11 protein-coding genes are annotated in these 13118 nt (G+C 63.2%); 5 read left to right on the top strand and 6 right to left on the bottom strand.

The genetic code is table 11. From position 1 onward, the window contains the following. Positions 1 to 10: 10 nt before the first annotated feature. From lptC to kdsD, 3 genes are read right to left on the bottom strand one after another with little or no spacing between them, the layout of a single operon-like run. Entirely contained in the window at positions 11 to 619 is a 609-nt protein-coding gene (gene lptC, locus HWY05_RS18710; protein WP_035553553.1) for an LPS export ABC transporter periplasmic protein LptC, read from the bottom strand. Further along, positions 616 to 1176, bottom strand: a complete 561-nt coding sequence (locus HWY05_RS18715; RefSeq protein ID WP_035553550.1) for an HAD family hydrolase — start codon at positions 1174 to 1176, stop codon at positions 616 to 618. The genes lptC and HWY05_RS18715 overlap by 4 nt, the downstream gene beginning before the upstream one ends. Further along, positions 1176 to 2159 (bottom strand): arabinose 5-phosphate isomerase KdsD, encoded by a 984-nt coding sequence (gene kdsD / locus HWY05_RS18720; protein ID WP_035553549.1) that lies wholly within the window; start codon positions 2157 to 2159, stop codon positions 1176 to 1178. The genes HWY05_RS18715 and kdsD overlap by 1 nt, the downstream gene beginning before the upstream one ends. 161 nt (positions 2160 to 2320) lie before the next feature. Here kdsD and HWY05_RS18725 point away from each other — a divergent pair, with 161 nt between their 5' ends. The 5 genes from HWY05_RS18725 to purU all read left to right on the top strand — a co-directional run bounded on the left by HWY05_RS18725 (position 2321) and on the right by purU (position 7559). Beyond that, positions 2321 to 4324, top strand: a complete 2004-nt coding sequence (locus HWY05_RS18725) for a cation:proton antiporter (RefSeq protein WP_176059163.1) — start codon at positions 2321 to 2323, stop codon at positions 4322 to 4324. Between the two features lie 98 nt (positions 4325 to 4422). After that, complete coding sequence (locus HWY05_RS18730; RefSeq protein ID WP_035553545.1) at positions 4423 to 4989, top strand: adenine phosphoribosyltransferase; 567 nt, start codon at positions 4423 to 4425, stop codon at positions 4987 to 4989. 112 nt (positions 4990 to 5101) lie between these two features. Beyond that, positions 5102 to 5716: a LysE family translocator gene (locus HWY05_RS18735; protein ID WP_105510895.1), complete on the top strand. Its 615-nt coding sequence runs from the start codon at positions 5102 to 5104 to the stop codon at positions 5714 to 5716. A gap of 58 nt (positions 5717 to 5774) precedes the next feature. After that, positions 5775 to 6626: a DUF4743 domain-containing protein gene (locus HWY05_RS18740; protein ID WP_176059164.1), complete on the top strand. Its 852-nt coding sequence runs from the start codon at positions 5775 to 5777 to the stop codon at positions 6624 to 6626. Between the two features lie 63 nt (positions 6627 to 6689). Then, the gene (gene purU / locus HWY05_RS18745) at positions 6690 to 7559 is read left to right on the top strand and encodes a formyltetrahydrofolate deformylase (RefSeq protein ID WP_035553537.1); all 870 of its coding nucleotides are present in this window, start codon (positions 6690 to 6692) and stop codon (positions 7557 to 7559) included. A gap of 113 nt (positions 7560 to 7672) precedes the next feature. Here purU and HWY05_RS18750 read toward each other — a convergent pair whose 3' ends face one another. The 3 genes from HWY05_RS18750 to uvrA all read right to left on the bottom strand — a co-directional run bounded on the left by HWY05_RS18750 (position 7673) and on the right by uvrA (position 13109). Beyond that, positions 7673 to 8908, bottom strand: coding sequence for a PepSY-associated TM helix domain-containing protein (locus tag HWY05_RS18750; RefSeq protein WP_176059165.1), 1236 nt, complete (start codon positions 8906 to 8908; stop codon positions 7673 to 7675). Between the two features lie 207 nt (positions 8909 to 9115). Continuing rightward, positions 9116 to 10201 carry an AI-2E family transporter gene (locus HWY05_RS18755; protein ID WP_035553533.1) on the bottom strand — a complete coding sequence of 362 codons (1086 nt, stop codon included), beginning with the start codon at positions 10199 to 10201 and terminating at the stop codon, positions 9116 to 9118. Positions 10202 to 10235: 34 nt separating this feature from the next. Beyond that, complete coding sequence (gene uvrA / locus HWY05_RS18760) at positions 10236 to 13109, bottom strand: excinuclease ABC subunit UvrA (protein ID WP_035553528.1); 2874 nt, start codon at positions 13107 to 13109, stop codon at positions 10236 to 10238. Between the last annotated feature and the right edge of the window lie 9 nt (positions 13110 to 13118).

Genomic DNA, 13118 nt, shown 5'->3' on the forward strand with positions numbered 1-13118 from the left:
CTGGAATAGATTACCCGGGTTGCTTGGGCGAGCTGCCACCGGCTTCGGACGGCGCGATCGCGCCTTTCACGTTGCCGAACAGCTTCATCACCCGGGTGACGTTGTTGTAATTCATGCCGCTGGCAGTCATCACTGACATGCCGCGCTGAAGTTTAACCGGCTTTTCAGTCTCGATCACATCGTCGTTGACCAGCACCTTAAAATGCGCCGAATCGGCCTGCATCTGCGGATCGCCGTAGCCGGGCGCCCGCAGAATACGCGCATTGCCGTACAGATCGACGATCGAGGCGTCGCCGTTCACCGTGCCGGTGTCGCCGGTCGCGGTGACGATCGGCTTGCCGGGCTGGAACGCGCGCATGGCCGGCTTGACGAGGTCGCTCAGTTCGTCGTCTTCGTAATGAATCAGCGATTCAGCGGTCAGACGGTATTGCGTCGAGCCCGACTGATCGAGTTCGGAGACCGAGAAGTTGTCCGCGAAGTAGTCCGGCGTGTGTTCTTTGGGACGCACCACGCCTTCGTTCTGCCGCGGCAGGGTGGCCTGCAGTAGCCACCAGGTGATACCGGCGAGCGCGGCCATGGCCACCAGCGGGATCAGCGAAGTCAGGCGAAACTGGTTCATCCGACGAGGCCTCGCTGTTCGCCGCTACAGGCTGCCGCGAGCAGCGCTTCATATTTGTGCTGGGCGCGCAGCAGCGTGTCGACGACTTCACGCGCCGCCCCGTGGCCGCCGCGTGCCTCGCTCACCCAATGCGCGCGCGCGATCACTTCAGGATGCGAGTTGGCGGGCGCTGCCGCGAAGCCGACCTTCAGCATGACCGCGAGATCGACCCAGTCGTCGCCCATGTAGCCGCATTCTTCCGCCGTCAGGCCGGTCTGCTGGAGCAGGTCCGCGAAGGCCGCTGGTTTGTCCTGCACGCCTTGATAGACGTGCGTGACGTTCATTTCTTTCGCCCGCACCGCGACGATGCCCGACTTGCGCCCGGTGATGATCGCCGTGTCGATGCCGGCCTGGCGCAGCAGCTTCATGCCGTGGCCGTCCATCGAGTGGAAGCCTTTCATCGTGTCGCCTTCCGCTGTGAACAGCAGGCCGCCGTCGGTGAGTACACCGTCGACGTCGAAAATCATCAGCTTCACGCGGCTTGCGCGTTCGGTAGCGGTCACAGGGGCGATGGCCATCAGATCACCTTCTTCGAGAACAGGTCGTGCATGTTGAGTGCGCCGATCAGCTTGCCTGCTTCGTCGACGACCAGCATCTGATTGATGCGGTGGCGCTCCATCAGTTCCACGGCTTCCACCGCGAGGTGGTCCGGGCCGATGGTGCGCGGACCGGCTGTCATGACCGAGGCGATCGACAGGCCGCGGAAATCGCCGTCGCGTTCGAGCACGCGGCGCAAGTCACCGTCGGTGAAGATGCCGGCAACACGGTCTTCGTGATCGACGATCGCGGTCATGCCCATGCGCTTGGCGGTCAACTGGAACAGCGCGTCGCGCACGGTGGCCTCGGGCGTGACCTTCGGCACCTGGTCGCCGGTGCGCATCACGTCGCGGACATAAGTGAGCAGGCGGCGGCCGAGCGCGCCGCCCGGATGCGAGCGCGCGAAGTCGTCGCGGCCGAAACCGCGCGCGTCGAGCACCACGACCGCGAGCGCGTCGCCGAGCGCGAGCGCGGCGGTGGTGCTGGCGGTGGGCGCAAGATTCATCGGACAGGCTTCTTTTGCCACCGCGGAATTCAGGTGCACGTCGGCCAGTTGTGCGAGACTCGACGACGGACGTCCGGTCATTGCGATCAGCTTCGCGCCGAGCCGCTTGATGAGCGGCAGGATCGCCACGAGTTCTTCGGTTTCGCCGGAATTGGACAGCGCGATAAACACGTCGTCGGCCGTGACCATGCCGAGGTCGCCGTGACTGGCTTCCGCGGGATGCACGAAGAACGCCGGTGTGCCGGTACTGGCGAGCGTGGCCGCGAGCTTGCGCGCCACGTGGCCGGATTTGCCGATGCCGGAAACGACTACGCGCCCACGGCAGCCCAGGATGAAATCGACCGCCCCGACGAAGCCTTCGTCGAGTTGATCGCGAAGCGCGCGCACGGCGTCCGCTTCGATGTCGAGCACGTCACGAGCGAGCGTGAGTGCCCGGTCGCCATTGATTTTCGCTATCATTCGCGGAGTATAGCAAAGGCGCTTGTTCGCCGCGCCGGGCCTGCTGTGCCAAGCCGCTGCCTTTATTGCTGTTTTTTACGGCCCCTCAACCTTGTCGCACGGCGTTTTGCGTGCGCGGTTCCGCTGACGAACGAGGACGCTTTACCGATGCGTTTTTGCCGATGATTTCCCCCCTCGAAATGACGCTGTTCCTGCTGCTGGCATCGGTGGCGGGCGTGGTGATCTTTCGCTTTCTGAATCTTCCGCCGATGCTCGGCTATTTGTCGGTGGGGATCGTCGTCGGGCCGCATGCGTTCGGTTTGATCCCCGACTCGGCCGGCGCGCAGAACCTCGCCGAATTCGGCGTGGTGTTCCTGATGTTTTCGATCGGGCTGGAGTTTTCGCTCGCCAAGCTGCGTGCCATGCGCCGGCTCGTGTTCGGCCTCGGCCTGTTGCAGGTGATCGGCACGATCGTGGTGGCGGTCACGCTCGGCTTCGTGCTGGAGCGCTGGGTGCATATCACGTGGCAGGCGAGCGTGGCGCTGGGCGGCGCGCTGGCCATGTCGTCGACGGCGATCGTCAGCAAGATGCTGGCGGAGCGGCTCGAAATCGAAACCGAACATGGCCGCAATATCTTCGGCGTGCTGCTGTTCCAGGATCTGGCGGTGGTGCCGCTGTTGATCGTGATCGCGGCGCTCGGCGGCGATTCGAAAGACCTGGTGAGCGCGCTCGGCCTCGCGTCGATCAAGATCGTCGTGGCGTTGGCGCTGTTGCTGATCGTCGGACAGCGCTTCATGACGCGCTGGTTCAACGTGGTCGCGCGGCGCCGGTCGCAGGAACTGTTCATTCTCAATCTGCTGCTGGTCACGCTCGGCGCGGCGTTCATCACGGACAAATTCGGTTTGTCGCTCGCGCTCGGCGCGTTTATCGCCGGTATGTTGATTGCCGAGACGCCCTACCGGCATCAGGTGGAAGAGGACATCAAGCCGTTTCGTGACGTGCTGCTGGGGCTGTTCTTCGTCACCACCGGCATGCTGCTGAATCCGCGTGTGATCTGGGAGCATCCGTTTATCGTGCTCGGCTTTCTGGTCGGGCCGATCGTGCTGAAAGCGGTGATGGTGACGGGGCTGTCGCGCCTCTTCGGCGCGTCGCCGGGTGTGGCGATGCGCACCGGTATCGGCCTCGCGCAAGCCGGCGAGTTCGGCTTCGTGCTGCTGAATCTGATTCTCGACAAGCATCTCGTCGACGCCACGTTGCTGCAGGCGATTCTCGCGGCGATGCTGCTGTCCATGCTCGCCGCGCCGTTCCTGATCCAGAACGCGGATCGGATCGTGCTGCGCTTGTCTTCCACTGAATGGATGATGCAGTCGTTGCAAATGACGCGTATCGCCACGCAGAGTTTGAAGCAGAGCGGTCACGTGATCATCTGCGGATACGGCCGGGCCGGACAGAATCTGGCGCGCATGCTCGAACATGAAGGGCTCTCGTACGTCGCGCTCGATCTCGATCCCGATCGCGTGGCGGCTGCCGCCGCGGCCGGTGAATCGGTTGTGTTCGGCGACGCGGGGCGGCGCGAATCGCTGCTCGCCGCCGGTATCCATCGCGCGGCCGCGATTGCGATTACCTACGCGAATACGCCGTCCGCTTTGCGCGTGCTGCACAACATTCACGAACTGGAGCCGACGCTGCCGGTGATCGTACGCACCGTCGACGACGCCGATCTGGAAAAGCTGCTGGCCGCCGGCGCGACCGAGGTGATTCCGGAAATCGTCGAAGGTAGTCTGATGCTGGCGTCGCACACGCTGGTGGTGATGGGTGTGCCGATGCGGCGCGTGGTGCGGCGGGTCGAGGAAATGCGCGACGAACGCTACGCGCTGCTGCGCGGTTATTTCCACGGCGCCGACGACGTGGAAGACGACGACGGCCACGAACAGGTGCGGCTACAATCGGTGCCGGTCGACGAAAATGCCGACGCCGTGGGCCGCACGCTGGCCGAATTGGGTCTGTTCGAACTGGGCGTCGAAGTCACGGCGATTCGGCGGCATGGCATTCGCGGCGTCGAGCCGGACCCGTCCACCAAGCTGCGCGCGAGCGACATCGTGGTGTTGCGCGGTTTGCCCGAGCAGTTGGCGAGCGCCGAGGAACGGTTGTCGAAGCACCGCCGCGCGGGCGCCGCCGCGGCATAGGCGCGTGCGGCGGACCTGCCTCGATTGCACTGACGGTCCCGCCCGACCACCCCGATTTCGCTTTTCATCGGACCTGACAAGGTCCATCCGGAGACACCATGTCCAACGCGCTCCCGAGCGCGCCGCTCGATGCGGCCGACTACATCAAAAGCCACATTCGCACGGTGCCCGACTGGCCGCAACCGGGTGTGCAGTTCCGCGATATCACGCCGTTGCTGCAGGAGCGCAAGTCGTTGCGCGTGCTGATCGATCTGTTCGTGCAGCGCTATATCGACGCGAAGCTCGACTACATTGCCGGGCTCGATGCACGCGGTTTCATCATCGGGCCGATTCTCGCGTATGAGCTGAACCTCGGCTTCATTCCGATCCGCAAGGCGGGCAAGCTGCCGTACAAGCGGGTTTCGCAATCGTACGAACTCGAATACGGCAGCGCGACCGTCGAGATTCACGAAGACGCCTGCAAGCCGGGCGACCGCGTCGTGATCGTCGACGATCTGATCGCCACCGGCGGCACGATGCTGGCCGGCAAGATGCTGCTCGAGCGGCTCGGCGCGGTCGTGGTGGAAGGCGCGGCGATCATCGATCTGCCTGAACTCGGCGGCTCGAAGCTGCTGCGTGACGGCGGCTTGCCGCTTTATACGGTGACGGGATTCGACGGTCACTGAGCCGTTGTAGTGAGTTTGCCTTGAACCCTGCTTCGCGCTGTGCGTTGAACCACGCGTTGAACGACGCGTTGAATCAGCTTCTTTCCTGAACACCATCACGAAGGTCAGAACGATGCCCAACTTCCTGCTGTTTCTCGCCACGTCGATCGCGATCACCATGGCGCCCGGTCCGGACAATCTGCAAGTGCTCGCACGCGGCATTTCCCAAGGCCGCGCGGCGGGGCTCGTCGCCGCACTCGGCTTCGCGGCCGGCATCACGTTCCACACCACGCTGGCCGCGCTGGGCGTCGCCGCGTTGCTGCGTTCGTCGCCGGTTGCGTTCGAGGTGATCAAGCTGGCCGGCGCCGCCTATCTGGTCTGGATCGGCATCAAGGCGCTGCGAAGCCAGGGCCTCGCGACCGCACACGAACGCGCGCCGCAGCCGTTGTCGACGGTGTTTCGCCAAAGCGTGCTCGGCAATCTGCTGAATCCGAAAGTGACGTTGTTCTTCGTCGTGTTCCTGCCGCAGTTTGTGAAGCCGAACGGCACGCAAAGCGTCACGCTGCAGATGCTCGAACTCGGCGTGCTGTTCATGTTGCAGACCGTGGTGGTGTTTTCGCTGTTCGGTGTGTGCGCGGGGATGATCGGCGGCTGGTTGAAGCGCCGGCCGCGTGTGGGCGTGTGGCTCGACCGCCTGGCGGGCGCGACCTTCATTGCGATCGGGATTCGCGTCGCGCTGCGCGATTGAACACGCGATTGAACACGCGCTCGACGCGTGACTGAACACAGTTAGTCTGGAGTTTTGCATGACCTTGCCTTCCCTCGTCGCCGCGCGCCGCTTCGACCAGCACGCGCATTTGCCGTTCTGGATCGACGCCGAACAGGTCGGCTGGATTCGTTCGAGCGATGTGCCCTTGCTCACGCGCTGGCCCGATGTGTTCGCGATCGACAGTGCGCGCGTGACGCTCACGTCCGTGTTCAACACGGTCGATCTGCGCAGCGCGGCGCTCGGTTCCGTGATCGACGCACTCGCCGCTGAAGGCCGCATTCCTGGCTGGCGCAACGAGACCTACGCGATCCGCAACGCGTTCGACGCGCCGCCGCTCGCGTATATCGAGCGTGCGGCGTCGCGCTTCTTCGGCACGCAGACCTACGCGGTGCATCTGAACGGCGTCGTAGAATATGCGGATGGCGGCGCGCCGCAGTTGTGGATCGCGCGTCGCAGCGACACCAAGGCGACCGATCCGGGCATGCTCGACAATGTCGTCGCGGGCGGGATCGGCTGGGGCTTCGGCGTCGAGGCGACGATCATCAAGGAGTGCTGGGAAGAAGCCGGCATTCCCGAGGAAATCGCCGCACGCGCCGTGGCGGGCCGTACCGCGCATGTGCTGCAATCGTTGCCGGAAGGCACGCAGGCCGAACAGATTTTTATCTACGACCTCGCGTTACCCGCTGATTTCACGCCGCGCAATCAGGACGGCGAAGTGGGCGAGCATCGCCTCGCACGCATCGACGAAGTCGCGCGCTGGATCGAAGAAGACGCCATGACGGTAGACGCAAGCCTCGCTACGCTGGACTGCCTGCTGCGCCGCCGCTGGATCGACGAAGAAGCGTGCGCCGGTATCGAAGTCCTGTTCACGCCGCCGGTGCTTGCATAAGATAGACGCTCGCGCCGCACACACTGAATAAACCACGCATTGAAGAAGGGAGTCATCCAGGTCATGTCGACCGATCACAGCTTTATTCTCAAACTGTCGTGCGCCGACCGGCCCGGCATCGTCCATGCGGTATCGGGCTTTCTGTTCGAGCGTGGCAGCAATATTCTCGACTCCGCGCAGTTCGGCGACAGCCGCACCGGCGAGTTCTTCATGCGCGTGCATTTCCAGCAGGTGGGCGGCGATCCGGGTCTGGAGGCGCTGCGCGCGTCGTTCCTGACGCTCGCTGAACAGTTCGGCATGCGTTGGGAGTTGCACGACGCGTCGGTGAAGCCGCGCGTGGTGATCATGGTGTCGAAGATCGGCCATTGCCTGAACGATCTGCTGTTCCGCTATCGCACCGGTCAATTGGGTATCGAGATCGCCGCCATCATCTCGAACCACAAAGAGTTTTATCAGCTCGCCGCGAGTTATGACGTGCCGTTTCATCACTTCCCGCTGATGGGCGCCACGCCCGACGCGAAGGCCGCGCAGGAAGCGCGCGTGCTCGAAGTGATCGACGAGCATCAGGCCGACCTGGTGGTGCTCGCGCGCTACATGCAGATTCTGTCGCCGAAAATGTGCGAGGCGCTGGCCGGCCGCGCGATCAACATTCATCACTCGTTCCTGCCGAGCTTCAAGGGGGCGAAGCCGTATTACCAGGCGTTCGACCGCGGCGTGAAGCTGATCGGCGCGACCGCCCACTACGTGACGACGGATCTCGACGAAGGTCCGATCATCGAGCAGGAAGTGGAGCGCGTGGACCACAGCATGACGCCGGAGCAACTCACGGCGATCGGCCGCGACGTCGAATGCGTGACGCTTGCGCGTGCGGTGAAGTGGCACGTCGAGCATCGCGTCGTGTTGAACGGCAGCAAGACGGTGGTGTTTCGCTAGAAGCGGTTGATGTGCTGGCAAGGCGAGGACCCAGCGTGCCTCTCCTCTGCAACGCTGCCGTTAGCTCAGGCAGCAAACAAAATGCGCCGGATGATTCCGGCGCATTTTTTGTTTCAGGACTGCGCGGCCGAGCGGCCCGTATCCCGCGCGACATCCGCGTTCCGTGTGTTCTGCGACGAACGCCGCCGCGCATTCAGCTTCTTCAGCCAGATCAGCAGTCCCGTCGCGCTCAGCACGGCGACGGCGATACCGACCGCGCTAATCAGAATCCGTCCACCCAGGCCGAGAATGCGTCCGGAATGTAGCGGGAATTGCACCTGCGTGAAGATATCGCCGGCCGTGCCCTTGCCTGGAATCAGCTTGCCGAGCGGCTTGCCGGTGGCGGCGTCCCAATACATCCACGGGTTGCCCAGGCCGATATCGCCGTGGTCGTTACCCGGCGTATAAAAGCCCACGCCGTATGCGTGCAGGAATTCCGCGTAGTACACGCCGCCCGGCGGCGCCTTCAGGTTCTGCGCTTTGCCGGCCTCTTCAGCCAGTTGCACGATGCGCTCGCGGCTCAACACCGGGTCGCCGGGTTGCGGCGGGCGCAGAATTTCCGGGTTGTCGATCGGATTCGGTGTGAGCTTCGAGAACATCGACACCACCGGCCGCACCACCGGCCCGGACAGATTCATCGACACCGAGGTCAGCGCGACGATCACCAGCAGCCCCCAGATCCAGACGCCGCCGGAGCGGTGCAGGTCGAAGGTGAGCGCATAGCCGCCGCGCTTCAGGCGAAACGCGAACGACTTGCGCCATGCCTTGAAACTCGGAAACGACAGCCACAGCGCAATCACGCTATCGAACAGCCAGATGATGCCGACGATGCCCATCAGCCACGTACCGGTGTCGACGCTGCCGGTGAACGGCAGTTGCAGCGTGTAGTGGAATTTGTAGATGAACGGGATCAGGTTGATCCGCGCGAGCGAGACGACGCCCCATTCGCGGCGGCCCTGGATTTCGCCGGTGGCGGGGTCGACGGCGATCTGGGTGAAGTCGAGCGGGTAGGGCTGTTTAGTCGCGGGATCGATGCGCGGCAGCACCATCATTTGCAGCGTATGGCCGGGCTCGGCGACGAGCGGCAGATACGTGACCTGCAAACGCGGGTCCGCGGCTTCCACACGCCGCGCCAGTTCCAGTCCCGACAGCGCCGGCGCGTCGGTATGAGCCTTGAAGAACGATGGATTCAGCGCCGCATCGAGTTCATGGTCCCACGCGATGATCGCGCCGGTGAGGCCGGCCAGGAATAGAAACAATGCGGTGGCAACGCCGAACCAGCGATGAAGGCGAACGAACTGGCGTCTCATGCGCAAGCCGGCAGGGCGAGGAGAAACGGCGGGCGGAATATCACGACGAAGACTGGGCGTAAATAGGAATTGTTCGCATCTTACGGGAAACTTGCAATGGGCAGCAAGGTTCCCGTCGATACTTCGCCCAAAAAAAGCGGCACCGAAGTGCCGCTCTCTCCTGCATCCTGCGTCTCGCAAGGCGGCCCAGCTGCCCGCGAGCTGGCATCAAACCAGCCGCAAGTAAATCAGTTCCCGCTTGATATACGCGTAGAAAATCGGTGCGGCGACCACGCCGGGAATCCCGAACGCGGCTTCCATCACCAGCATCGCGATCAGCAGTTCCCACGCGCGCGCCTCGATCTGGCCGCCGACAATCCGCGCGTTCAGGAAGTACTCGAGCTTGTGAATCAGGATCAGGAACACGAGCGACATGACCGCCGCCGGAAAGCTCACCGAGAGCGCCACCGCGACGATGATCGTATTCGAGATCAGATTGCCGATCACCGGCAGCAAGCCGACGATGAACGTGACCAGCACCAGCGTTTTCGACAGCGGCAACGTGTCGTGGAAGATCGGCAGGATCACCAGCAGGAAGATGCCGGTGAAGGTCGCATTGATTGCGGAGATCTTCACCTGTGCGAACACGATGCGGCGGAACGCGTCGGCGAACCGCGTGACGCGCGTGACGAACGCCGTGGACAACGGCAGCCGGTTCATATGCTTCTGCGCGCCGACCGCGATGATCGCGCCGATGATCATGCCGATCAGAATATGCGTGAACGCGCGCGCCGCCGTCTTGCCGCTTTGAGACAGCATGTTGGCGTGCGTGGTCATCAGTTCGGTGGCCCGGCTCTTCATCTGCTCGGTGTCGACCGGCAGATAGTTGGCGATGAACTGCGGAATGCGGCCGCGCGCCTCGTCGACGAGCTGCATGGCCTGGTCGAGCAGGTTCTGCACGCTCGGCACGTCGTTCTCGAAATGCGCGATGATGCCGAGCGTGAGCCCGGTCAACGCGCCCACGATCACCACCGACAAAAACACCACCGCGAGCCAGCGTGCCCGCTTGCTCGACATGTGACGCTCGATGCGCGGCGCGATGGTATGCACGAGCTGGAACACCAGCAGCCCGGCGAGCAGCGCGCCGAGCAGCCTGAGTTCGATCACCGCCCACATGCCGAACAGCATCAGCGCATAACTGCCGATTTCGACCGCCGAAAGTTTCGGCAGACTCATGTCGCTAGTCAGCCTGACCGGGCGTGGGCGTAGGTCCTGCACTTGCCCGTCGTCGCGCGCCTGATTTCGCTTGGCCATGGCTTATTCCGTCTCCAACCCGTGAAGTGCAGCGTTACTTTTTGCTGGCAGCCCGTTTCAGCAAGGGCGCCAGATACTTTCCGGTAAAACTTGCTTTCGACTTCGCCACCTGCTCCGGCGTGCCTTGGGCAATGATCTGACCGCCACCCGCACCGCCTTCCGGACCGAGGTCGATGACCCAGTCGGCGGTTTTTATTACATCGAGATTATGCTCGATGATCACGACAGTATTACCCTGGTCGCTTAACCGATGGATCACTTCCAGCAGCAGCGCGATATCGTGAAAGTGCAGGCCGGTGGTCGGCTCGTCGAGAATGTATAGAGTGCGACCCGTGTCGCGCTTGCTCAGTTCCAACGATAGTTTCACCCGCTGCGCCTCGCCGCCCGACAGCGTGGTCGCCGACTGGCCCAGGCGGATATAGCCCAGACCCACGTCCAGCAAGGTTTTCAGCTTGCGCGCGACGACCGGCACCGGCTTGAAGAACTCGTACGCGTTCTCCACCGTCATATCGAGCACTTCGCTGATGTTCTTGCCTTTGTATTGCACGTCCAGCGTTTCGCGGTTGTAGCGCTTGCCGTGGCAGACGTCGCAAGGCACGTACACGTCCGGCAAAAAGTGCATCTCGACCTTCAGCACGCCGTCGCCCTGGCAGGATTCGCAGCGGCCGCCCTTGACGTTGAACGAGAAACGGCCCGGATCGTAGCCGCGTTCTTTTGCCGCAGGCACGCCCGAGAACAGTTCGCGGATCGGTGTGAAGAGGCCCGTGTAGGTGGCCGGGTTCGAGCGCGGCGTGCGGCCGATCGGCGACTGGTCGACATTGATGACCTTGTCGAAGTGCTCGAGGCCCTCGATCGACTCATACGGCGCCGGTTCCGTGGACGACCCGTACAGGTGATGTGAGACCGCGTGATACAGCGTGTCGTTGATCAGCGTCGACTTGCCCGAGCCGGACACGCCGGTCACGCAGGTGAGCAGGCCGACCGGCAGATCGAGCGACACGTGCTTCAGATTGTTGCCGTATGCCTCGACGATGCGCAGACGCCGTTCGTCCGGCGCCTTGCGTTCGTCCGGATACTCGATGTTGAGCGCGCCGGACATGTACTGCCCGGTCATCGACGCCGGGTTCGCCTGCACCTGTTTCGGCGTGCCTTCGGCGATCACCATGCCGCCGTGTTCGCCCGCGCCCGGTCCCATGTCGACCACGTAATCGGCCATGCGGATCATGTCTTCGTCATGCTCGACGACGATCACCGAGTTGCCCAGATCGCGCAGATGCTTGAGCGTGGCGATCAGCCGGTCGTTGTCGCGCTGATGCAGGCCGATGGACGGCTCGTCCAGCACGTACATCACGCCGGTCAGGCCCGAGCCGATCTGCGAGGCGAGGCGAATGCGCTGCGCCTCGCCGCCCGACAGCGTTTCCGCGCTGCGTTCGAGCGACAGGTAATCGAGCCCGACGTTATTCAGGAACATCAGCCGCGCGACGATTTCCTTGACCACCTTGTCGGCGATCTCGCGCTTCGAGCCTTCGAGACGCAGCGTCTGGAAATAGCCGAGCGCGTCGCGCAACGGCCAACCGCTGATTTCGAAGATGCCGCGCGCGTCGCTGTCCGAGCCGATCCGCACGAAGCGCGCTTCGCGGCGCAGCCGCGTGCCGGCGCAAGCGGGGCAGGACTGGTTGTTCTGATACTTGGCGAGTTCTTCACGCACCGCGACCGAATCGGTCTCGCGGTAACGCCGTTCCAGATTCGGAATGATCCCTTCGAACACGTGCTCGCGCACCGACGTGCGCCCGCGTTCGTTGATATACGAGAACGGAATCTCCTGCTTGCCCGAACCGAACAGCAGAATCTTGCGGACCTTCTCCGGCAGATCTTCGACCGCCATGTCGATATCGAACTCGTAGAACGCCGCGAGACTCTGCAGCATCTGGAAGTAGAACTGGTTGCGCCGGTCCCAACCCTTCACCGCGCCGGCCGCGAGCGACAGCGACGGATGCGCGACCACCCGCTTCGGATCGAAGAAGGTGATCTGGCCCAAGCCGTCGCATTCCGGGCACGCGCCCATCGGATTGTTGAACGAGAAAAGCCGCGGTTCCAGTTCCTGCAGCGAATACGAGCAGATCGGGCAGGCGAACTTCGAACTGAACAGCTTCTCTTTGTCGGTGTCCATTTCGAGCGCGATCGCGCGGCCGTCGGCGAGGCGCAGTGCCGTTTCGAACGATTCGGCGAGGCGCTGCTTCATATCCGGCCGCACCTTCAGACGGTCGACCACGACGTCGATAGTGTGCTTGTCGTTCTTTTTCAGTTTCGGCAGCGCGTCGACTTCATAGATCTTCGCGACGCCTTCATTCGCGGTGCCGCCGCCCGAGCGCACGCGGAAACGGATAAAGCCCTGCGCCTGCATTTCCTCGAACAGTTCGACGTGCTCGCCCTTGCGGTCGGCCACGACCGGCGCGAGGATCATCAGCTTCGTTTCTTCCGGCAAGGCGAGTGCCGCGTCGACCATCTGCGAGACGCTTTGCGCCTCCAGCGGGATTTCGTGGTCCGGACAATACGGCGTGCCGACCCGGGCGAACAATAGCCGCAGATAGTCGTGAATTTCGGTCACGGTGCCAACCGTGGAGCGCGGATTGTGCGAGGTCGCTTTCTGCTCGATCGAGATTGCCGGCGAGAGGCCTTCGATCAGATCGACGTCCGGTTTTTCCATCAACTGCAGGAACTGGCGCGCATAGGCCGAAAGACTTTCGACGTAGCGCCGCTGTCCTTCCGCATAAAGCGTGTCGAACGCCAGCGACGATTTGCCCGAGCCCGAAAGGCCCGTGATGACGACGAGCTTGTGACGTGGAAGATCGAGGTTGACGTTCTTCAGGTTGTGGGTGCGAGCCCCACGAATGCGGATTTGTTCCACGGATTTATT

This window comes from Paraburkholderia sp. BCC1876 (genome assembly GCF_902833695.1).
In the GTDB taxonomy this organism is placed as follows: domain Bacteria; phylum Pseudomonadota; class Gammaproteobacteria; order Burkholderiales; family Burkholderiaceae; genus Paraburkholderia.

Coding starts and splice junctions, on each gene's coding strand:
- lptC (WP_035553553.1), bottom strand. CDS start 619: ATGAACCAGTTTCGCCTGACTTCGCTGATCCCGCTGGTGGCCATGGCC.
- HWY05_RS18715 (WP_035553550.1), bottom strand. CDS start 1,176: ATGGCCATCGCCCCTGTGACCGCTACCGAACGCGCAAGCCGCGTGAAG.
- kdsD (WP_035553549.1), bottom strand. CDS start 2,159: ATGATAGCGAAAATCAATGGCGACCGGGCACTCACGCTCGCTCGTGAC.
- HWY05_RS18725 (WP_176059163.1), top strand. CDS start 2,321: ATGATTTCCCCCCTCGAAATGACGCTGTTCCTGCTGCTGGCATCGGTG.
- HWY05_RS18730 (WP_035553545.1), top strand. CDS start 4,423: ATGTCCAACGCGCTCCCGAGCGCGCCGCTCGATGCGGCCGACTACATC.
- HWY05_RS18735 (WP_105510895.1), top strand. CDS start 5,102: ATGCCCAACTTCCTGCTGTTTCTCGCCACGTCGATCGCGATCACCATG.
- HWY05_RS18740 (WP_176059164.1), top strand. CDS start 5,775: ATGACCTTGCCTTCCCTCGTCGCCGCGCGCCGCTTCGACCAGCACGCG.
- purU (WP_035553537.1), top strand. CDS start 6,690: ATGTCGACCGATCACAGCTTTATTCTCAAACTGTCGTGCGCCGACCGG.
- HWY05_RS18750 (WP_176059165.1), bottom strand. CDS start 8,908: ATGAGACGCCAGTTCGTTCGCCTTCATCGCTGGTTCGGCGTTGCCACC.
- HWY05_RS18755 (WP_035553533.1), bottom strand. CDS start 10,201: ATGGCCAAGCGAAATCAGGCGCGCGACGACGGGCAAGTGCAGGACCTA.